At 59.2% G+C, this 19,891-nt stretch carries 18 protein-coding genes and 4 pseudogenes; 2 read left to right on the top strand and 20 right to left on the bottom strand.

The window, feature by feature from the left end; genetic code table 11:
• The 10 genes and pseudogenes from RHBS_RS10480 to RHBS_RS10435 all read right to left on the bottom strand — a co-directional run.
• A partial coding sequence (locus RHBS_RS10480; protein ID WP_237669148.1) for a lipase family protein occupies positions 1–516 on the bottom strand: 516 nt, incomplete at its 3' end.
• A gap of 171 nt (positions 517–687) precedes the next feature.
• Positions 688–1,074, bottom strand: a complete 387-nt coding sequence (locus RHBS_RS10475; RefSeq protein WP_237669147.1) for a hypothetical protein — start codon at positions 1,072–1,074, stop codon at positions 688–690.
• An 844-nt stretch (positions 1,075–1,918) separates the two neighbouring features.
• Positions 1,919–2,179, bottom strand: coding sequence for a hypothetical protein (locus RHBS_RS10470; protein ID WP_128645504.1), 261 nt, complete (start codon positions 2,177–2,179; stop codon positions 1,919–1,921).
• 113 nt (positions 2,180–2,292) lie between these two features.
• A pseudogene (locus RHBS_RS10465) lies at positions 2,293–2,661 on the bottom strand (GNAT family N-acetyltransferase); the annotation flags it as partial.
• Positions 2,662–2,975: 314 nt separating this feature from the next.
• Positions 2,976–3,320: a hypothetical protein gene (locus RHBS_RS10460; RefSeq protein WP_121869406.1), complete on the bottom strand. Its 345-nt coding sequence runs from the start codon at positions 3,318–3,320 to the stop codon at positions 2,976–2,978.
• A gap of 299 nt (positions 3,321–3,619) precedes the next feature.
• Positions 3,620–3,862 carry a hypothetical protein gene (locus RHBS_RS10455; protein WP_121869405.1) on the bottom strand — a complete coding sequence of 81 codons (243 nt, stop codon included), beginning with the start codon at positions 3,860–3,862 and terminating at the stop codon, positions 3,620–3,622.
• A gap of 295 nt (positions 3,863–4,157) precedes the next feature.
• Positions 4,158–5,310: pseudogene (locus RHBS_RS10450) on the bottom strand (IS3 family transposase).
• A gap of 68 nt (positions 5,311–5,378) precedes the next feature.
• A pseudogene (locus tag RHBS_RS10445) lies at positions 5,379–5,525 on the bottom strand (rhodanese-like domain-containing protein); the annotation flags it as partial.
• Positions 5,522–5,962 carry a hypothetical protein gene (locus RHBS_RS10440; RefSeq protein WP_128645503.1) on the bottom strand — a complete coding sequence of 147 codons (441 nt, stop codon included), beginning with the start codon at positions 5,960–5,962 and terminating at the stop codon, positions 5,522–5,524. The pseudogene RHBS_RS10445 and the gene RHBS_RS10440, both read right to left, overlap by 4 nt.
• A gap of 35 nt (positions 5,963–5,997) precedes the next feature.
• Positions 5,998–6,417: a MarR family winged helix-turn-helix transcriptional regulator gene (locus RHBS_RS10435; protein ID WP_121869402.1), complete on the bottom strand. Its 420-nt coding sequence runs from the start codon at positions 6,415–6,417 to the stop codon at positions 5,998–6,000.
• A gap of 308 nt (positions 6,418–6,725) precedes the next feature.
• Between RHBS_RS10435 and RHBS_RS10430 the strand changes: the two genes are divergently transcribed.
• Positions 6,726–7,019: a transposase gene (locus tag RHBS_RS10430; RefSeq protein ID WP_121869401.1), complete on the top strand. Its 294-nt coding sequence runs from the start codon at positions 6,726–6,728 to the stop codon at positions 7,017–7,019.
• A 316-nt stretch (positions 7,020–7,335) separates the two neighbouring features.
• On the top strand, positions 7,336–7,470 hold the full coding sequence (locus RHBS_RS31485) for a hypothetical protein (RefSeq protein WP_272913852.1): 135 nt from the start codon (positions 7,336–7,338) through the stop codon (positions 7,468–7,470).
• Positions 7,471–9,735: 2,265 nt separating this feature from the next.
• Here RHBS_RS31485 and RHBS_RS10425 read toward each other — a convergent pair.
• From RHBS_RS10425 to RHBS_RS10380, 10 genes and pseudogenes are all read right to left on the bottom strand, one after another.
• Entirely contained in the window at positions 9,736–10,158 is a 423-nt protein-coding gene (locus RHBS_RS10425) for a hypothetical protein (protein WP_128645501.1), read from the bottom strand.
• A gap of 917 nt (positions 10,159–11,075) precedes the next feature.
• On the bottom strand, positions 11,076–11,519 hold the full coding sequence (locus RHBS_RS10420) for an HIT family protein (protein WP_121869399.1): 444 nt from the start codon (positions 11,517–11,519) through the stop codon (positions 11,076–11,078).
• Complete coding sequence (locus RHBS_RS10415) at positions 11,516–12,376, bottom strand: macro domain-containing protein (protein ID WP_121869398.1); 861 nt, start codon at positions 12,374–12,376, stop codon at positions 11,516–11,518. Before RHBS_RS10415 ends, RHBS_RS10420 begins: the two co-directional genes overlap by 4 nt.
• Positions 12,373–12,882 carry a TIR domain-containing protein gene (locus tag RHBS_RS10410; RefSeq protein ID WP_121869397.1) on the bottom strand — a complete coding sequence of 170 codons (510 nt, stop codon included), beginning with the start codon at positions 12,880–12,882 and terminating at the stop codon, positions 12,373–12,375. The genes RHBS_RS10415 and RHBS_RS10410 overlap by 4 nt, the downstream gene beginning before the upstream one ends.
• A 121-nt stretch (positions 12,883–13,003) precedes the next feature.
• The gene (locus tag RHBS_RS10405; protein WP_121869396.1) at positions 13,004–13,912 is read right to left on the bottom strand and encodes a toll/interleukin-1 receptor domain-containing protein; all 909 of its coding nucleotides are present in this window, start codon (positions 13,910–13,912) and stop codon (positions 13,004–13,006) included.
• A 1,407-nt stretch (positions 13,913–15,319) separates the two neighbouring features.
• A pseudogene (locus RHBS_RS10400) lies at positions 15,320–15,975 on the bottom strand (Fic/DOC family protein).
• A gap of 16 nt (positions 15,976–15,991) precedes the next feature.
• Positions 15,992–16,174: an antitoxin VbhA family protein gene (locus RHBS_RS10395; RefSeq protein WP_121869394.1), complete on the bottom strand. Its 183-nt coding sequence runs from the start codon at positions 16,172–16,174 to the stop codon at positions 15,992–15,994.
• Between the two features lie 155 nt (positions 16,175–16,329).
• Positions 16,330–17,172 (bottom strand): hypothetical protein, encoded by an 843-nt coding sequence (locus tag RHBS_RS10390; protein ID WP_145977501.1) that lies wholly within the window; start codon positions 17,170–17,172, stop codon positions 16,330–16,332.
• Between the two features lie 168 nt (positions 17,173–17,340).
• Positions 17,341–18,579, bottom strand: a complete 1,239-nt coding sequence (locus RHBS_RS10385) for a hypothetical protein (protein ID WP_128645498.1) — start codon at positions 18,577–18,579, stop codon at positions 17,341–17,343.
• 75 nt (positions 18,580–18,654) lie between these two features.
• Positions 18,655–19,820, bottom strand: a protein-coding gene (locus RHBS_RS10380) for an IS3 family transposase (protein WP_109860712.1) whose coding sequence is annotated in 2 segments (ribosomal slippage) — positions 18,655–19,533 and positions 19,536–19,820 — 1,164 coding nt in all. Because the reading frame shifts where the segments join, the coding sequence is not laid out codon by codon here.
• Between the last annotated feature and the right edge of the window lie 71 nt (positions 19,821–19,891).

Raw genomic sequence — 19,891 nt, 5'->3', positions numbered from 1 at the left:
GGCCCGGGCCGAGTCCAGCACCGCACGTGCGCCGGCAACCCGGCCCAGGAACTCGTACTCGCCGGGAGTTCCGAGTCCTTGATAGTCCGTCGTGACCACCTGGTATCCCTGTGCCAGGAGCGGCAGCAGCGCCGGGATCGTGGTTGCCATTCCCTGCACGGACGAGCCCGAGCAGCGGTCGGCGATCCCGTAACTGCCTGGCGCGTAGGCGATCACGGGCCGGGGACCAGGACCGGTCCACGCACTGGTCGGTGTGATCAGCAGCCCCGACGCCGCGACTACACGATCACGGGGATCGGCCGACCGGTACAGAATGCGCTCGGTGTGCGATCCCAGAACGTCGAGCTGCGGCACGGGTTCTCGGCGCACGATGGCCCCGAGTGCGTATGCATCGAGGTCGGCGACGGGAGCGTCGTAGAAGTCGACGCCAGCGGGGTCCGCCGAGACGGGTGCGGGCGACAGGACGCAGGACACGGCCAGCACGAGCAGGGCGAAGGTGACGGAAGGAAGTCTCATCTCGCGGGCAATTATGCGGCCCCGAGGGCAGATTCGCATTCCGGACTCCGCCGTGGCAGTGCCGCGACCTCACCGCTCATCGACTCCTCGGCCAACGACCATCCGCCGGCTGCTGTCGACTTCAGGGCGCTACCAAGCAGATCGGCCCAAGAGACGTCGCTGGATTGACTGTCACTGTCGCGACGGGACCGCCGGCCGAGGTTTGGTACGCATGAGTGAGTGCTCGCCGGCTGTGAGGGGCGTCCACAGGGTGACTTTGTGGCCGAGAATGGCGGGCACACTGAAGTAGGGATCGAACTGCCACACGAATTCCTCGATCGGCATGATCGAGTTCCGGTCCAGAGCCCCGATGTCGGTTCGCGGTTCGTTCATTCGCTCGGTCCGTGCGACCGCGATGTACGTGCATCCGACGCCGTAGGGTGTGGTCGGTCCGAAGCTCAGCCCGGGCAGGATATCGAGGTCTACAACCTCGGCCGACGCGGTCGGCCCCGAGACCAGCGCAACACCGAAACAGGTCGCCGCCACGGCGAGGGCGCGGGCGATCAGAGTAGGTTTCATTCCCGTTGGTCGGTTGTGTGCACTGCTGCGTTACACGCCGAACGGGTCGGTGTGATTACCGTCGACGGTGGATCACTGCACGACCGTGACCTCATCTGTCGAGCTCACCGCCAACTTCGAGAGGGTCTTGGCAACAGCCATCGGCATGGAGGGCCTCGGCTGCCCGTCATTCGACCGGCCAAGATTGACGACCGCGTTGCCGGGTGCCGAAATTGTCCGGCCTGTACTGTCGCCGACCGTGATGAGTAGAGCTGGAACGACCACAATTCAGTGTTTCCGGTGCACGAGTTCCCTGTGGAATGCGAGGATTTGACGGTGAATTTTCCGAGCGGGAAAAGGTGGGTTTTCTTCTGGTCGGCGCTGGCGTTGCTGTGGGCCGTTGTGTCGGTGTCTCGAACTCAGGGCGGTGAGTTTCCGGTCTGGTCCTGGGTGGCTACTTGCCTGTTTGCTGCGACCGCAATCCTGACCGGGCTTCGCACATTTCGCCGCAGAAGCGACAACGAGCATGGACTCATGAATCCGTAGGGAGTATCACTGCTGCATCGAGGGGCGGTTATTTCGATACCCTCGTCGACCATGGTCCCGGCATAGTCGTTCTTCGAGTCGCCTGAGTGGCGGGTTATCGGCGTCTCGCGCAGAGTGCTGGGCGTTGCAGGGCGGACATGACAAATTATTCGAAAAACATTTCGGTTCAACCGAATTGAGACATAGAGAAGTTGTCGCCCGACGGTGATGGCCTGTTGCTCGAGTTCGACGATTCGTCGTTGAAGAGTGTCGATGTCGGTCGGTGCATCCGTTGTCGGGTATCCAATTCGGTGCAGCTCGAGTTTCGCCGCACCCGACTTCACTTCACCGTGCGCGAGAGTTCCCACCCTCGCTTGATCAGGACATACGCGGTGATCCATCCCAGCAGCGCGCAGATCAGTGGAATTCCGATGATGAAGTAGCTCGGCGTCTCCATGAAGTTGAGCGGGTTCGAGCTGCCACCATCGACAAGCGCATACGTCGATCTCGACGGCGCACTGGAGAAGAGTGCAATCACCAGGGTGGCAACAAGGCCGACGCCGAAGCCGAAGACACCGAGTAGAACCTTCATACTGCGCACTGCTTCGATCTCCCTTGGATTGTGTCCGGACTTTAACTTCCGGTTCTCCGAGAGTCTGCACGTTCGGCAGATCCGCGGCATCGGAAAGCCGATCACCGGCGTGTTCGAGCCGGTTACCTGAGCTCGCTCGACTGCGGATCTGCGCGGTAAATTCGCTCCACTGGCCTATGGCCGTCTGACATGGTCCACTCTGCCGGACGCCTGTCGACCAGCGTCCAGCCGGTGCGTTCGTACAGTTCGATTGCCTTGTTGGAATGCTCGATGACGTCGAGCATCGACGCACCTGCTATCCGCGCCTGCCGTAACAGCGAATCTCCGACGAGTGAGCCCCGGTGTTCCGGTCGTACGAAGAGTCGGGACACCCAGAGTGCACCGAGCCGGTCGACAACGACGACGTGTCCGACGATGCGGTGCTCGTACTCGGCGACCCACGCAGCTGTCATGTTCTCGGGCGTCAACCACTCCGCCGGATCGTTCGGCCAACGATGCGGATAGTCATCGGATTCGTGGACCTAGCTCAGCGCCTCGATACACCCTGGAAGATCAGCCGCAGTTCTCGGTCGGACGAACACCATCAAGTGAGTATCCCGCACCCACTGACGTCAATGCCGGGGTCGGTGCCGAATGTCGGCTCCCGATCTGCGACTGGAATGGATGCCGACCCGACCCTGAGTATCCCAGAACGCGCTGCCGAACGGCGAGTAGACACCGACTTCTCACCACAGGCAGACGCTCACGCCGTTGCTTACAGCGCGATGTCCCGACGCCGACCAGCGTGCGACGAGCTTCGGTGCACTCACAGGTCGTCGCGCCTCGACGCCTCCGTGGTCGACGAGAAGGCACTCGAATCATTGCCTTTCACGCTCGAACCAGGCGGCCGACCTGAATCGACTTCCAGGAGAGAACGGTTGAGGGTGCGCATAGCCAGCGTGACGAAGGCCAGTGTTCCAGCGATAACGAGGATGTCATCGACAGTGATGGCGAAAATGACGGCGGCTGCAGCCGAAGATCCTGCCAACGCAACGGAGATGGTGTGCAAGCGTTGATGCCCGGGCCGACGGGCATAGAGATCTCCTATGACGTACGCACCGATCATGAGTACTGCACTTGCCGTCCCGGCCAATACAGACGCGCCGATCATGGCTGCTCGCTCTGTACAGGAGTACCCCAAGGCATGACGAGAACCGGCGTCAAAACTGCTCCTCCAAAAATCGGACGGCGTCGGGCACTTCGATTGTCCGGCAGATCCATGGGGGTCGACTCCGACTTCTCAGTGGGATGGATCACAAGACCTACGGTTTCCCAATCCGTCGGTTGTATGCGGAACGAGCTCCGAGTCCGACCAGCTCACGCTGCTCACAGGCGGTCACGGTAGTTCCATCTCTCACCGAAGGCAAAGAAATGCACTTACCTCGACGCACCGCCTGTGCCGACCCGTCGTCATTCGCTTTCGGCCTCCTCGGCCCCGAGATCACCGTCGTCTACGAAGACCAGCACACCGGTAGAGAGCGCGATTGCCCAACGATGCGGATGCGCCCAGGTGCGGCCCAGCCCTTTTCCGAGGCCCGAAAATTCCGCGTAGTCCTCGACAATTGTCCCAGCGACGAAGACATCACCTCGACGCACTTGGACGGTGTCACCAATTTCTAGTCCAATTTTTGTGTTACCGCGCGTATCAGGCATGTGGGTATTGAAGCAGATCGACCTTCGCACCGCCAAGGAAGACCGCTCGGCGAACCCTCTTCAGCCAACCCGAGTCGCCGACGACGAGATCTGCAGTACGGGACAGTCAGTATCGCCACCTATCACTCATCGGGTAGCCGCGTACCTCAGAGGAGACGCCGAAGCAGATCGGATTTCAGGCCGGATGTGGTCCCACGAGTCGAGATGCGGCGCAACCGCGCTCGAGACTCGTCGACAGGCAGGCCGAAGCACTCGGGACTGCCCCGAGTTCAGTTGACTGTCGGGTTTGAGTGATTCAGGCCGCGTGTGCGGTCTGGTTGATTGTCTCAAACTCGATGGGGGTGAGTTTGCCGAGTCGTCGTTGGCGGCGCTTTCTGTGGTACGTCTTCTCGATCCACGTCACGATTGCCAGCCGCAGTTGCTCGCGCGTCGACCAGCATTGTCGGTCGAGGACGTTCTTCTGCGGAAGGGCGAAGAAAGATTCCATCGCGGCGTTGTCTCCACATGCCCCTACGCGTCCCATTGATCCTTGTAATCCGTTGCAGGACAGTTCATGTACGAACTTTCGCGATCGGAATGGATAATGGTCCCGACCGGGTCTCGTTGTGCGACTGCATTTCGTAGGGCGGCAACCGCGAGCGAGGCCTTCATCCGGGAGTCGATCGAGTAACCGACGATCTTGTTCGAGTAGACATCCTTGATGGCGCAGAGATAGAGCTTGCCCTCGGCGGTGCGATGCTCGGTGATGTCTGTCAGCCAGATCTGGTTGCGTTCCTGTGCGGCGAATTGGCGGTCGACGAGGTCGTCGTGGACAGGCGGGCCGGCTTTCCTGTTCAGCCCGCGCTTTTTCGAGAACACCTACCAGATTCGTTCCTGTGAGCACAACCGCGCGACCCTGTTCTCGCTGGCAGTGACGCCGCGATCGGGTAGCTCGTCTGCGATGAAGCGGTAGCCGAATGCTGGGTCGTCGGTGTGGATGTCGCGGGCGATATTGATCGGATGCGCGTCGTCCCAATCACGTTGCGTTACTGGCTGTTTCTTCCATTTGTAGAATGCTTGGGTGGAGAATCCGAGAACCCGGCAGGTCACTGTGACGGGGACTCCGTCGGCAGCAAGGTCGAGGACCAGCGGTGGGGGCACCTCCCGCTTGCCGGGGGAAGATCATTTTGGGTTGACGTCCCGGGAGAGGTAGGCAACTGCGCGGCGCATGAACTCGGCTTCTTGCTCGAGGAGTTTGATCCGCTTTCGGGCTTCTCGGAGCTCCGCGGATTCGTCCGAGCTGGAGGTTGCGGTGCTGGCGCGGTCGTCTCGGTCAGCGATCTTGAGCCAGCGGTGTAGGCAGCCTTCGGAGATTCCGAAGTCCTTCGCGGTCTGGCGCAGGGGGCCTCGCCTTTGCGTGCGACGGCGATGACGTCGCGGCGGAACTCCTCGGGAAATGCTTTCGGCATGGGGAACATCCTTCCACCGTGAGGAGCGATCCTCACAGATCAGATGTCAACCGAACCAGGGGCAGTCCCGGTGCGTGTACCGCGCCTGGTATGTGGATTCGGTTCCACTCGAACTGGCGTCGTACATCGACGACCAATACGCCGCTGTCGAGGAGGCGGACGGCCTCTGGTGCCGAGATCGCCGGTGGACGCCTGAGGTATTGTCGAAAGCTCATGCGCCACTGGATCCGGGTCGTACGATCATCAATACGACGACGCTCACCCACAGGACGTTGAACAGTCCGGTGGTCATCCCGATTCGTCGCAGCCGCACGCCACCGTCCGGCGATTCGAGGGTCTCACCCTGCATCGGCGAGATCACCAGTGCCAGAAGGCCTCCCGCCAGAAAGGTCAGCACCAGGGCGGCACTGATCCAGACTTCGCCCATTCGTCCTTGGACGGCAGCAAGGAGGAGGCCGACCACGGGGACCGTCATGGCCAGTAGGCCGTAGACACGGGTGATGCGGTGCAGCATGTGAGCAACATCCAGGCTTCGGCCGGTCGGGGCGGCGATGCTCGGTGCGTACCGGGGAAAGAGACTGGTGACCACCGCGATGGGGCCGACGAAGAGGATGCCTGCCACCACGTGGATGGTCAGTAACAGCGATTCCATAACCTTCAGCCTAACTGATGGTCGCCGCGGGTGCTCTAGTCGGTAGCCGACATCACCTGCATCATGTGGATTCGAAGCGCCTCGGTCAGCTCCGGATGTCGTTCTGCGAACTCCCCGTCCAGACGGCCGAGGGCTCGAGCTGCGTGTGCCAGCAGTGCGTGTCCCGGCTCGGTGATCTGCAATGTGGACGCCGCCCCTGGTTGGGCGGTGCCGTCGTCGACGAGGTTCTTGTCGACCAATGCCGCGACTGCTGTGTGTGTGCTCTGTACAGTGATGCGCGAGCGTCGCGCGAGTTCGCTGAACGAGATACCCGGATTCTTCTGTATGTGTCCGAGTAGCCCGTACTTTCGGGTAGTCAGGTCCAACTGTTCGAGCGCGTCGGCGAGCATGGACTCCCAGGTCCGTCCGACGGCCAGGAGCGCGATCGTGGGGCTGAACGGAATCGAATCGGACATGCGACCAAGGTACCGCCGACCCCTGAGGCGGCGGTTGGATGCCCATCCAAATCTAAGTCGGCCAAGAATCCAAAAACTGAAATGATTCACGAACGCCATTTCCCTTAAATGTTCGGTCACCATTCGCCACGAGTCCTGGCGGCTGGACATTGCGATCAACGCCGCGGTGGTGGTGAGGGGCTTCGCCGGAGAGTGCGGCGCAGGTCTCGCGCGTTGAACCCCGAGTGGTTCGGGCCGCAGACACGGCCTGAACCACTCTGGCGTGTCCCCGGTGAACGGTGCCATCTTGTTTTAGAGTCTTGTTGCCCATGAGCTGGGCGGGTAGGACGATGGAGACCCTGGCTGGACCGAAACGGAACTCTGCCGAGGACATCGTGCGCAAACTGCGCCGGGCCGACGAGCTCACCGCAGCGGGCAAGACGCAGGAGGAGATCGCGGCAGAACTCGAAATGTCGGCAGTGACGTTGTACAGCTGGCGTCGCCAATACGGCGGCATGGACACCGACGCCGCGAAAGAACTCATGGAGCTTCGCGAGCAGACAGGCGAATCAAACGCCTGCTCGCCGACGCCGAGCTGGAGAAGGACGCGTTGCGGGAAGTGACTGGAAAATTTTGAGCCCAGCTGACAAGCGCCGCGCCGTCGACATACTCGTGAAAACAATGAGCATGTCGAAACGTTTGGCGTGCAAAGCAGTTGGGCTCGCCCGATCCACACCCCCGAGACGGGTGAACAATTCCTCCGCAAGTCGGTACTGTCCTTCGTTGATGCGCGACCCATCCGCAACGCGCTCATCTCCGGACTTGAACGGTGTGAAACGTGAGAGCACGTCCGCCACCACGTCGGCGGTGTCGGGAGGTATCAATGGCGGCACCGACGTGAGGGCACCGTGCACGGCCGACATGTAGCCCAAGCAAGCGATGGGAAATCTGCTCCAGTCGCTCTCCCCCACCGCTACGGCCGTGGCGGCAAACACGAAGTTGTCGAACAGATCTCGGTGCACCGGCGGTAAGCGACGCATCGCGTTCGCGTCGGCCAACGAGACACCGTCGTAGATGAATTGTTCGAGGACTCGACCCTCTACTTCTTGCAACCACATATGAAAACCCGCGAACTAGGAGGACCGCCAGACGAAGCCGACGGGAGCGGGGTCACCGAACGCCAGTAAAAACGCCCCGCCATTTCTCCACAAGCACGGCCCGAGTCGTCGTGGTCAGCTCGCCCTCGTCAGTTGCCGCGCTGCTGCCTTGGTGGTGGCAGGCGAATCAAAGTCCGGGCGCGGGCGGGTTCACTCCGTCGCACTCGCACGTGGAGGGATCGGTGGGAGTAGTCCGAATGGGCTGTAGGTCCACCTGGGTGAGTCGCCCTTGCACGGTTCACTTGCGTTCGATTGCGAGGTTCAAAAAGATGAGTAAGTGATGACTCGAGCATCCACAGACGTCCATCAGCTTCCCTGCGGTGCGAATCCGGCACACAACTCGCAGGTCAGCGGCATGACTGCCGAAACTTGACTCCCTGTATTCGCGATTAAGAGTCAAGTCTCCGAAACGCCCTAAGCCACTTACGAATCCGCAGGTCACAGACTTGCTCATTTCTGCGACGCTTACGGATGCCCAGACATACCCGGACAACAAAAAGTGCCCCTGAGCAGCAATTATGCTGTTCAGGGGCACTCGTTGTGCGCCATCAGGGATTCGAACCCCGGACCCGCTGTACAAGAGATGACAATTCAAGTGGATACACTCACGTCCACCATCGGCCCGCTGAGCTGGATGTTCGGCGAATCGAGTGACCATCGGCATCCGTGTGAATCCACCCGAGTTCGCCCCAAAGTGATGAGTAAACGATGACCACCTACGGCTGCATTTCGGTCCACCGGCGTCCCGTACAGTCCGCCATCGTCTAAACGGACTGCCATGGACAATAGACTCCACCAAGCTTCATAGTGATGAGCTCCCTCGAAGTGCTTGGAACCCCCAGCATGGGGCCAAGGATACGCTGCGGACACGCCTCACAGAATAGAACTTGTCCGCGCGACGGCCTTGAACACGGACAGCGTTGCGTTTGATTCGGCGCCTGCGCCCATAGCCTCCGTTCACGAAACATCACGGCTGAAAAGGTACGCCAGATCATCATCGTCGACGATCTTCAAGAAACATCGTTTGGACGGTTCTGTATCTGCTTTGCCGGCGCAAGATGGCATGCGCGGTGCAGTCCAGTCAGCACTATCGCATTCCACGCCGGACCACGCCCTGACTCGGACGACAACCAATCGAAGAACTCTCTCTACGTGCGTCCGTTTCCCTACCGACAGAGATGAGCAAAAATGACGAAGTCATACATCTCCGCGGGGCGACCGGATAGGTCTGCGTTCGAGATTGAACGGAGCTGATTCGTCTGGACGATCTGCACAGCGACATAGGCGACCGGACGCCCAATGTCGCCCGTCGTCATGAAGGACTCAACTCCTTCTCGATACCTATATACCTATCTACCTACCTATCTACCGTCCGCAGTTCACCGGCACACGGGTAAAAATCCTAAAACAGATACTGGCGCAACGCCTTCAAGTGATGCAGGTCGTACGGTCGCATCACGGCACCGGGTTTTTGCGCAGTTCGGCTACCCAGGTAGGGCAACCAGATCTGCTCCACCACAACTTTACAGCGTTGAACGCTCGTTGCGTGTGGTACGGGTCCGGGGCACCGTTCGATTCGGTGCTTCAGGCTTTGGCAGCGTGCAGCGTTCTTGTAGTATTCGTCATTTTCCCCGCACTGGATGCAATTGTCGGTTGGCACGTAACCCCAAACCGGACCGGTCAGCAGGAAACAACGAAGGGAGCTCTCATGATCAGTCAATCATGGTACGCCATCAAGAACGTCTGCCATAGCTTGACAGGATGGATCCTGACCCAGACCAGACGCAACGATAGATCTCATACAACCCAAGAAGCCCTCCGCCTTGCAGGCTGTCGGCTTTGTGTTGAAGCCCCCTGAGAACTGCAAACCGGTGCGTGCCCTTTCGGAAGCGACCGCTAGCGGCTATGCAAGCCAAAACGGAATGTGCACGCCCATCTACCGAGACGTTGAGTGCTGCGGTAAAAAGCCTTGGATAGCTTTAGGTTCGAGCCGCACTATCCTGCGCATCCCATCCAGAGAGGTCCGGGTTCACCGAAAACAATTGCCGTCAGTGCGTTCTCGACGTCCTAACGTCGATCTTTCCAATCGTTCTCCCAGGCGATCACCAAGGTAATTCCGGCGCTGACAGCGCGACCAGCTTTCGCTTCGCGCCTCCGCCGTGTCGAAATTTAATGACCATGGTTATTCCAAGGTGAATGCCATATCCCAAATGCAGCGGTTACCCGCGTAATCGACCATTGGCACCGCGAACCTCGGCCCCAGACTCGGCGCCAGGCTGAATTCTTCGCTGACAGCGGTCCGTTGCTCCTCACGCCTCGCCGCCAGTTGCCGCAGCTGCTCAGACCTAAGCGGTATTTCCGTTGCGGTGACGATCACCACCTCACCGTTAGTCAGGACGAAACCGTCCACGACAGCACTGCGCGTCGCTCCTCGGTGGTGCCCGTCGAGGTGAAGCGCTGGACCTTGTCCTGAAGCGAGGAGCAGCCGGATCTCAATCGCATCCGTCTTCATGTCGCCGTGGTCGATCCATCGAACCCCTTTCGGATTAGTGTCGTCGCCAGGGACCACCGGCAAGTCCTCTAACGGAACAAATATGGACAACATGTGTGTCCACCCTTTATAGAACGGTTCAGGGCGTGACCAAGTGTCGAGCTCTTACTGTCGGGACTAGGAAGGGTCACGAACTTCGCCTTTGGATGATCGGGGTTCACAAGATGATGAATCCACTCGCCACTCTGATGAAAGCTGTACTTGATCACGCCAGCGCTGCTTCGGATGCATGCGTAGACGTCGTGAGAATTTTTGCTGCCCCAAACTCGCCAGACGCTTGATCGAACTCCGGGCTTGCCCACGGCCACTCTTAGAGGTTTGTCCGGGTTGGCCTTACGCAGCGTGTGCTCCTCACGCAGACCGTTATTGTTGTAAAGCCTGAGCCGGGCTGTTTGAGTTTCCTCATCCACCTTGACGTGTATTGAGTCGTCCGCAATCATTTTTCTCCTCACGGCCACAAGTTCCGCTGCTCTTTGCAGCATTGAGTTCTAATGTCGATAGAATCGGCAGTTAACGCACCGTCAAAGCATACTGACGTGGGTGTGGCAGGTCCCCGATAGTCGGACCTACGCACACCCACCGGTAGACGTCTGCGAGATTGGCAGGTCCCCGATACTCGGGGACCTGCCAGAAGGACCACATGCGCTGCCGAGAACGGTGTGGCTGCAAGCGGTGAAAGAAGTGTCCGAATCTTGGACACACTCGAATCACTCCCCCGCTGTCAGCGCAAGCCGGGACGCATGTACGACATCCGAGTCCTGTGCGCCTACAACAGGATTGCCACACAGATAAATCGCGAATATGATGCGAATCGGTGGTGGCAACGCTAGCTTCGCCGGACGAGTCGGCTTGCGACGTCGAGGTCGTCGCCGAGGCGGTCTGCAGCCGAGTCGTCACGATCAATCCTTGTGTCTGCGATGACATGACAGAAAATAGTCGATCACACAACCGCCCACCATATTCTCCTTGGCTTAGTCAAGGGACAAGTACGGGCCTATAGCTTTAGCGATGGCGTCTGTTTCTCCGATTCGAGCCTCCGGTATGACACCCCAGTCGGTACCGCCTTCCGGGAGAGTACCGGCGACGTGAAAATGTGCATGCGCGATCGTTTGGTGGGCTGGTACTCCGTTGTTTTGCCAGACGGCGATTCCTGGTCGGCGATAGGCGTCGTTAATCGCTTGTGCGGCTGCTCGGACACCGAGCGAAAGAGCTGCAGTCTCCTCGTCTGTGAGGTCAAGAAGTGTCTCGCGGTGAACTGTGGGCACTACAAGTAAGTGAGGGAGGCCGCGTTGCTCTCGCGTCACCAGGACTGCGACTTGGCGGTTGCGCGCAGCGATCGTGAATGGCCTTCTGCCCGCGAGGTAGTCACAGAACGCACAGCTCGAATTGGAGGGTACCTCGATAGCCGTACTCATGACGGCTTAAGTGAACTTAGGAAGGCTTGGAGCTCAAGGCGATCGAGGCGTTCGTACTCCGCTGGTTGCACAATGATTCGTAGCTCGTCACAGATCTTTTTGTGACGGGATGCGAACATGAACGACAGTACTGTGAAACGAATCGAATCCTGTGTCGGAACGATGCTTGAAAGCCTAGACATTCCGCCACCGATGACAGGCATGCTGACCGGTCGGCCGTTCGAGTGCTGATAGATGCTAGCCCACAAAGAATTCAAGCTGGTCCATAAGCCGTCAGGGGTGCCGTGAGCATTGTTGTTGGTGTCCATCGTTGTGTATGCAACGAAGAACAACTTATGCGTAGAACGGTCCACCACTGCGACAGTTCCGAGAGCGTAGCGCTCGGTCTTCCCGTCTTTCGGGACCGACTCGATTGGATGGCCAGCTCCCTGAAGGGCTCTGACTAGATCGTCGTCCAGTTCGTCGATCCTGTTGTTGTACAGACGATCAAGTGCGATTCCTTGGACGCTGGTTCTTTCGATAATGTCGGGAATGGCAGTGTCGAATGTGTCGCAGGTGCCAATCACAAGGTGGCTGTCCTGTGCGAACAGGTCACCTTTGACGATGCAAATCCGGGTTCTGGGGATGTCGTAGGACTCTTCGATCGGACGTGGCCATGATCGGTAGAAGGCGAGAGGGAGTCCCGCGAGCACAACAACTGCCACCGTAGGTGCCCACCAGCTATGCGAGGCGAGTCCCCACACCCAGTCTGCCAATTGCCCGACCACGGAAGCAAGACCAGTCCACGCAAAGAAGAACGTTGCGGTCTGTCTAAGGAAACGGGCGGTCAGAAGGTCGTGCCGCAGCGCCGCGCTCATAGTCCGAGCGAGCTATAGACGGGCGCACCGTACTGGTGTGGACCCTTTTTGGGAGCGTCGAGATACACCGGGACGTACTTATCAAGAGCGTGCATGATGATACGAGGTTGAAAGGACACGGAGACTGTGTAATGGCCGCTGTCGAGAAGGGGCTGCGGGATGACGGTCTCGTCGACCGTGCGGCTACCGTTGAGGTTCGCGATAACTATGGGTAGATCGAACTCCCGCGCGATCTTAACTTCGTGGGCGAGAAAGGACGTTGCGTCACTGCCCTTTCGTCGTCCAACCGGGCTACCCAAGAGGACAATCTGCTTGGCGTTGCTCATTCGCTGCCGGAGGTTCCGACGTATCGTCTCGGGAAGACTGGTGTCGCGAGAGACATACAAGGCGTGCGCATCGTAGAAGTCGAAATCGATGTTGTCGCTTGAGTGCCAGGCTTGCATAAGCCGATAGCTCCGAATGTCCTCACTGGCGAAAGCGACGTAGGTCTTGTTGCGGTAGCTCATGGGCATTCTTCCTAATTGTCGAATTTCGTAGCTGGTGTCAGTCAGACGCTACCGGGCGTGTCCGACACTACGGTCGACTCGCGCTGGAGGTCGCCTGGGACCGCACTCTCAGCACCCAACTTCATCCTTGTTTGGGGCGAGGGGTTGGCGGCCAGTCTCGGTTGTTGCGGTCATACAACGGTTTGAGGCCCTTGTGCGCTAAGACGCTGCCATGGAGTTGGTCGTTGCTCCACCAAATTTCGGCGAGGCGCTCGTACTGTGTTTCGGTGAGAGTGTTGAGAGAGGCCATTCTTTCTGTCGCCGCACCAGCATCAACGTAATTTCGCACGTCGGCAAGGGCTTGTAAGAGACCGTTCACAAGAGAGTCGCCCAGGTGAGGAAGGCTGGCGATCCAGGTACTGATACTTGCAGCTATATTTCTCGCGGTGTCTTGGCGGCCGTTGGACCATTGATAACGACTCGGGAAACCGACGGGATCTGCACCCATTCTGATTACTAAGTAGGGGACACCGCGTCCAAGTGCCCACCCAGTTTCTTGGTGGCACCAGAAGCTGTCGTTCACCTCTGGGTGTATCAGCAACACGAACGCCTCCATAGTGCGGAGCCCTTGCTCGATTTGCTCCTGCCAAGGAACTGTCGGCGTCATAGTGTCGTGGGCGACGAAGCCGTGTATACCGGTGATGGCAAGTTCCTCGGCCACTCCACCGACGAACGGCTTGTGCTCGGCGGAGTGTGAGATAAAGACGCGTACGTAGCCACGATTCCAGTTGCCGACCTCACTGTCAGACCCATTGATCATTTCGTCGAGCTCGTGATTATCGGCTCCCAAGACCAGTTTGTAGATCTCAGTCAGGACGTCTTCAGTCAACGCCGCAACAAGGCCGTCCAGCGGCGGCGACCCCCAGCTTTCCATGGTCGGTAAGCCAAACTCTGACAGCAGCAGATTCGTCGTCGGCAAATCCCACTCGTTGCTTTCGGTCAGTTCTTGCAGTATCTGGGACTTTAAACGAAACTTGTCTGACGGAGTCATGGGCACAAAGCAAACGGTAGCGCGTCACCGGCAGTTCGCTCCACCCTGGCGTTGCTAGGGTTCGTGGCCAATTTCGGTACAGCACAGATACATCAGTGGACTTAACAAAACGTCGTCTAGTGCACGGCTGCAATACACCACACCCCCAGAGGGGGTCGCGCGACCTGGATGAGAAGGTACGCGCCCTACTACAGGCCGGTGTTGGCGACGGTTTTCCCTACGAGTGGTGCACGTACACGGCTGTAGACCACGCCGGAATCCAGGCTGGTGTGTCCTGTCTGCCGGTGAAGACAAATCCGTCGGCGCCGCTACGGGTGCCATGTATTACGAAACCGGCATGGAGAGAGTGCCCACCAGCTTTGGCGGGCGCGCAGCGGGTGGTCTTATGGATTCCTGCTCCGGTCAGCGCAGTACAGCCGAGATAGCCGTTCTCCACGACCGAGCGAAACAGGGATGCGCGTACTGGGTACTCCCCCACGACACATGTGTTCGTCGAACGATCGCCTTCCGGAGCAGCCGGATGACCGACTGATGGATACCGACGTCGAACGCTGCCACGACCTGAGCACATCGAACGTGCGCGCAGGGTGGGCAGGTCTCATGAGCCGGTGAGTACGGCAGGGCCCTTCGCTCCTCCCCCTACCCTCCACTACCCGCTTTGCCGGTTCGTGCGACAAGTGCGACGAAAGCCATCACCGTTCGGAGGGATCAACGGTCAAAGAGATGAGTAAGTAATGAGTTAAGCGACCACGCGAGTCCGCTTTGCACTCCATCATCCAAGCTGACGCACGATATCAGTGGTCAGCGGCTGAACCACCGGACTTGACTCCCAGTATCGGCGATTGGGAGTCAAGTCTCCGAAACGCCCTCCGCCGCTTGAAAACCTGCAGGTCAGGGAGTTGTCGATTTTCGCGAAGCTTGCGGTCGCCTACACGCACCCGGACAACAAAAAGTGCCCCTGACCAGCAATCATGCTGTTCAGGGGCACTCGGTGTGCGCCATCAGGGATTCGAACCCCGGACCCGCTGTACAAGAGATAACAATTCAAGTGGATGCACTCGCGTCCATCATTGACCCACTGAGCTGGGTGTTCGGCGACTCGAGTGACCACCTGTATCCGTCCGTGTCCATGCGAGTTCGCCCCAAAGTGATGAGTAAGAGATGACCTCCGGTGACCCATTCCCAGTCCACCGGCGTCCCGTCAGATCCTGCAACGTCTAAACGGACCGCCGTGGACATTCGACTCCACCACGTTTCAAAGTGATGAGCTCCCTCGACGTTCTTGGCACCCCCAAAATCGGGACGACGATCCGCTCCCAGATACGTCACAGCGAACAAAACTTGCCCATGCAGTGCCCACTGCCGTGGACTGCGATCCGTAGCTAGACCAATACAGATGACCGCCGTTCACGAAATATCACGGCCGAAACGGTAGGCCGGATCGTCGTCGACGATCTTCGCGAACATCGTTCGGAGCGGTTGAATGTTCTGCTCGGCCCGCGCAAGATGGCATGCGCGGTGCAGTTCAGTCAGCTCGATCGCATCCCACGCCGTACCACGCCCCGACTCGGACAACAACTGATCGAAGAACTCTCTTTGCGTGCGGCCGTTTCCCTCCCGGAAGGATGGGCAAAATTCACGAAGTCGTACATCTCCGCGAGACGGCCGGGTAGGTCTGCGTTCGAGATCGAACGAAGCTGCTTCGTCTCGGCGATCTGCTCAGCGATGTAGGCAACCGGCCGCCCAATGTCGCCCGGCGTCATGAAGGACTCATTTTCTTTCTCGATACCTACCGTCCGCAGTTCACCGGCCCACAGGTACACATCTTGAAACAGATACTTATGCAACGCCTTCCAGTGATCAAGGTCGTACGTTCGCATCACGGCGATGGGGTTGTTCCGCAGTTCGGCTACCCGCACTTCAACGAGATCGTTCTCGGCAGCGGCCAATGCTTCCCTCGTTGTCGCTCCCACGCGGTTACGCAGCACAGAAGAGCCCGGAATGAAATACCCGGCCCAATTAAGGTCGTAATCGCCGGTATCCCATGGGGGTGCGTCATCCACCGCGAGGCCATCCTGATCAGGAAAGGTTGTACCGGCTGCGCACCCGATGCCCGAGCTCGGCTATGTCGATCTCGCCGCGAACATAGGCATCCTGGTCCGCACGGGTCGCGTCGGTACTGCGGGCACCCTCGAGAGCGCTGTTGGTGCGGGCGGCATCGATCGCCCGCGCACGATCACCCGACGGTCGTCGTATCGACATCCGACACCTCCTTGAGTCCGTTCCTATTCTACTGCCTGGCGCTTCGCGATTCCTGGACGAGCACAAGGGCGCAGGCAGCGTCACAGCCGCAGCATGGTCCTGAGCATTCGTTCGCCTCCATGACGATGGACGTTACGGCTCAGCTTGCAGCAAACCTAGCCAGAGCGCGGACGCCTCTGCGCTTGAACCTCTCTGATTACGGCGACAGACGCCATGGCCAGGAGAATGACAAGGCCCGCGAACACCACTGTAATGACGACGAGCGAGGGGTTGGTGTCCGTGTCGAGTAACGGACGGTCGGACCAAGTGACCTGCTCGTCGATCGACTGACGCGCCGTCACGTCCGCTGACGGCACCACCTCGATCGTGCCGTCCTCATCAAGAATTCGTGTCCACCTAACGTCCGACGACACAACGTACCCAGGTGTCGGAGGATTTCCCGCCACTGTCACATTTTCTCTCGGAAGCCAATTAGTCTGCCCGAACCCCAGCACCAACAGGACCACAACGCCTGTCAGAGCGACTATCAAAGAAAGCGCTACAGATGCCGCAGCAGCGGCCTTCACCCGCTGATTCCCAGTCAGCCTCGCAATAGAACCACAGACCACTAATACCAAAAGAAATGCGAAATTACCGATAAGATACGCGGCTGGCATTGTTGCCAGCGTCAGAACTAAGACGACGATTGCCGGGAGAAATAAATATCCCGATGTCGCGCCTGGACGGATATCTAGTTTCTTTTTGTTTCTGTTGCTGACATTGGCTGCCCAGGAAATGAACCACCAAAGAGCTACTGTTGACCAAACGGGGAGGAGCGTTGCCAGAACAAGGGCTGTCACGTCGAGGTCCTGGACGAGTGCTCGCATTGTCTCAGTGTTTCCCCGAGAAACAACAAGGATTCTGGAACCCGCGTAGACGACAGGGAGCAATCCGAGCAGCCAGGCAAAGTTGGCTAAGGTCGGCCTATCTTGATCGTTGGTTGTCGACGCCTGGGTCATTGTGGATCGGTCCCCATTCACGGTTGGTTTTCGCGGGATCTTTGGTCGATGCCGTTAAGCGGACTGCACGCTGCGCCTTGATCACGGCCGGCAGCCAAGAGTGGAAAACCCTGCAAAGGCCGATTGGAGCTTATACTCTGCCTCTATGGCAATTAAATCCACGCTTCATTAACACCGGTTGGGCGGTACCGGCGGTCCAGGCGATGGCACGAAGAGCCTCGCAAGGTCACCACGTATTCCGACATCATCGAAACGAAGCCGGGCGTCATCCCGCATGTCAACGAAATGATCCGAAACCGGTCGATTCTCCAAAACGGCGTCAATAATTGCATTGACAGCTTGGTGGCCAAGATCGAATGCAAATCTGGCCACCGACTCCGAGGCACCGAAGGACGACGGCCCGCCATGAATTGCGCAATTGCGTTGTCGACGGAGACGGCTCAAGAGAATCGCGAAATCCGTGACAACGTCTTGCAGAAATTTCTCCGCTGCTGTTCCTGAAGAGAAGGCGATGTTCATCTCGCGAAGCATCCTCCCCAACGGGTGATCGACGAACAAATCAGCCAACTGCGGCAAATAGTTGATCGCCTTTTGACGGTTAGTCTCTTCCCTCGCCGGCCACACGTGCCTAGTCAACTCCTCGCGAATCCGCCGCAGTTGACGTTCCGCGGAATGACCATGGCCTGGTCTGGGGTCGGGCACGTCGTGCAGTGCCTGCTGGACTACGTGACCGAGGGCATCTACTGCATGGATCCGTGCGTATCGATGGGCGAGGAATGTACTGGCGAAGTCGAACCATTGATCTTGCCCGCCGTTGCTCCAAGCATTGGCGTGCTCGATCGCTCGCACCGAGGCCATCACTCTGACCACAGGGTCGTCCTTCCGGGCCCGGTTTAGGTCCGCTCGCATCGACAGCGCACTTCTGAGCATGGGCGAAGAGTCCGGAGCGATGGTGTGCGAGAGCGACGACATCGACATCAACATCAAGGATGTCCCCATGTCGTCGTTCGCTTTCATATAGTGGCTGCGGGAGTAGTCATGCCCCCACCCCTGGTAGCGGTTCCCGTTCTTGACAAGGATGGAGCTGTGGAACATCTTCCAACCGTCGTCGATCGGATGGTTGGCTTCGATGATGTCACGCACCAGATTTCGAGCGGCTTCTTCTGCTCTGTCTGTCGCGAACAGTCCGAGGTCGACTCGGGCATACGTTACCGTCGTGCTGTCCTCGACGTCTGGCACCTCTTCACGGTCGAAACCGAACCGGTACTCCATCGGTTTGATCATTTCGACGGGAACCACAGAGAAATTCGCGTTGTGTTCCCACCACGGCGACGCCCCCACGTGCGCGGCAAGCCATGTCCCCCAATAGAAGGTGACCTGCCCATATGCCAACTCCTGCTCCGGCAAGCATGCGTTGTCGAACCTTAACCAGACAACGCAATGAGCCAGGGACTGCTGCACGATCGGGTGACAGTGTCGGTGTCATGCCGCTGAGGCGGCTGTGTTGATGATCGTCTCGTATTCGACGGGCGTCAACCGGCCGAGGCGGACCTGACGGCGTCGGCGGTGGTAGGTCCGTTCGATCCAGGTGACGATCGCGATCCGCAGCTGCTCGCGGGTGGCCCACCGCTGCCGGTCGAGGACGTTGCGTTGCAGCAGCGCGAAGAACGATTCCATCGCTGCATTGTCGCCGGCGGCGCCGACGCGGCCCATCGATCCGACCAGGCCGTGCCGATTGAGTGCGGACACGAACTTCCGCGACCGGAACTGAGAACCCCTGTCCGAGTGGACAATACAACCAGCAACATCGCCGTCTCGGCGGGCGACCGCATGGTTGAGCGCAGCAACGGCGAGACGGGATTGCATGCGGTCATCGATGCTGTAGCCGACGATCCGCCCCGAGCAGGCATCCTTGATCGCGCAGAGGTAGAGCTTGCCTTCGTCGGTCCAGTGCTCGGTGATATCGGTCAACCACAATTGGTTCGGGGAGTCGGCGGTGAAGTCGCGTTCAACCAGGTCATCGTGCACCGGCGGCCCCGGCTTCTTACCGTTCTTCCCACGTTTCTTACCGAAGCTCGACCACCAGCCGTTGGCGCAGCAGATCCGCCACGCCGTCCTCGCGCTCATCGCCTGACCAGCGTGTTCGGCTTCGTCGGCGAGGAACCGGTACCCGAACTCCGGGTCCTCGCAGTGCGCATCGAACAGGGCGTTCGCCCGCGCGGCCGCGACCCGATCGGCGGTGGTGACCGCCTCCTTGAGCCACCGGTAGTAGGGCTGTCTGGCGAGCTTGAGTACCCGGCACGTCACCGCGACGGGGATTCCGTCGGCGGCGAGCTCCTTCACGAGCGGGTAGAACCTTTTCCCGGCAGGTTCGCCTGCGACAGATACGCCGCGGCCCGGCGCAGGACCTCATTCTCCTGCTCCAACAACCGGATTCGCTTGTTGGCCTCCCGCAACTCCGCCGACTGCCCCGACGTCATCCCAGGCTTGTTGCCGTCATCGATGTCGGCGCGTCGCATCCACTTCTGCAACGTCATCTCATGGATCCCGAAGTCCTTCGCGATCTGCGCGAGCGTCACACCGCTCTCACGATCCCGGGCAACCCGGACCACATCATCACGGAACTCTTTCGGATAAGGCTTAGGCACAGTAGTCATCCTTCCAGGCCGCCCTCCCGGGGCAAGCCAGATCAGATGTCACCTAACCGTGCACCAGTCCC

Origin of the sequence: Rhodococcus sp. BS-15, from assembly GCF_000813105.1 — a bacterium.
Classification (GTDB): Bacteria; Actinomycetota; Actinomycetes; order Mycobacteriales; family Mycobacteriaceae; genus Rhodococcoides.
This window is presented reverse-complemented; position numbering and strand designations above follow the sequence as displayed.